This window comes from Vibrio gelatinilyticus (genome assembly GCF_022836845.1).
Taxonomy (GTDB): Bacteria; Pseudomonadota; Gammaproteobacteria; order Enterobacterales; family Vibrionaceae; genus Vibrio; species Vibrio gelatinilyticus.
Window position 1 is genome coordinate 1 of sequence record NZ_JAJNNZ010000041.1, and the last position, 1577, is coordinate 1577.

At 53.2% G+C, this 1577-nt stretch carries 1 rRNA gene; it reads left to right on the forward strand.

From position 1 onward, the window contains the following. Nucleotides 1–10 precede the first annotated feature (10 nt). Nucleotides 11–1563, forward strand: a 16S ribosomal RNA gene (locus LNL84_RS19575). The last annotated feature ends 14 nt before the right edge of the window (nucleotides 1564–1577 follow it).

Consider the following 1577-nt stretch of genomic DNA (forward strand, 5'->3'; position numbering starts at 1 on the left):
AACAAAACTTTAATTGAAGAGTTTGATCATGGCTCAGATTGAACGCTGGCGGCAGGCCTAACACATGCAAGTCGAGCGGAAACGACACTAACAATCCTTCGGGTGCGTTAATGGGCGTCGAGCGGCGGACGGGTGAGTAATGCCTAGGAAATTGCCCTGATGTGGGGGATAACCATTGGAAACGATGGCTAATACCGCATAATGCCTACGGGCCAAAGAGGGGGACCTTCGGGCCTCTCGCGTCAGGATATGCCTAGGTGGGATTAGCTAGTTGGTGAGGTAATGGCTCACCAAGGCAACGATCCCTAGCTGGTCTGAGAGGATGATCAGCCACACTGGAACTGAGACACGGTCCAGACTCCTACGGGAGGCAGCAGTGGGGAATATTGCACAATGGGCGCAAGCCTGATGCAGCCATGCCGCGTGTATGAAGAAGGCCTTCGGGTTGTAAAGTACTTTCAGTCGTGAGGAAGGGGTGTACGTTAATAGCGTGCATCCTTGACGTTAGCGACAGAAGAAGCACCGGCTAACTCCGTGCCAGCAGCCGCGGTAATACGGAGGGTGCGAGCGTTAATCGGAATTACTGGGCGTAAAGCGCATGCAGGTGGTTCGTTAAGTCAGATGTGAAAGCCCGGGGCTCAACCTCGGAACTGCATTTGAAACTGGCGGACTAGAGTACTGTAGAGGGGGGTAGAATTTCAGGTGTAGCGGTGAAATGCGTAGAGATCTGAAGGAATACCAGTGGCGAAGGCGGCCCCCTGGACAGATACTGACACTCAGATGCGAAAGCGTGGGGAGCAAACAGGATTAGATACCCTGGTAGTCCACGCCGTAAACGATGTCTACTTGGAGGTTGTGGCCTTGAGCCGTGGCTTTCGGAGCTAACGCGTTAAGTAGACCGCCTGGGGAGTACGGTCGCAAGATTAAAACTCAAATGAATTGACGGGGGCCCGCACAAGCGGTGGAGCATGTGGTTTAATTCGATGCAACGCGAAGAACCTTACCTACTCTTGACATCCAGAGAACTTAGCAGAGATGCTTTGGTGCCTTCGGGAACTCTGAGACAGGTGCTGCATGGCTGTCGTCAGCTCGTGTTGTGAAATGTTGGGTTAAGTCCCGCAACGAGCGCAACCCTTATCCTTGTTTGCCAGCGAGTAATGTCGGGAACTCCAGGGAGACTGCCGGTGATAAACCGGAGGAAGGTGGGGACGACGTCAAGTCATCATGGCCCTTACGAGTAGGGCTACACACGTGCTACAATGGCGCATACAGAGGGCGGCCAACTTGCAAAAGTGAGCGAATCCCAAAAAGTGCGTCGTAGTCCGGATTGGAGTCTGCAACTCGACTCCATGAAGTCGGAATCGCTAGTAATCGTAGATCAGAATGCTACGGTGAATACGTTCCCGGGCCTTGTACACACCGCCCGTCACACCATGGGAGTGGGCTGCAAAAGAAGTGGGTAGTTTAACCTTCGGGAGGACGCTCACCACTTTGTGGTTCATGACTGGGGTGAAGTCGTAACAAGGTAGCCCTAGGGGAACCTGGGGCTGGATCACCTCCTTATACGATGATTATTT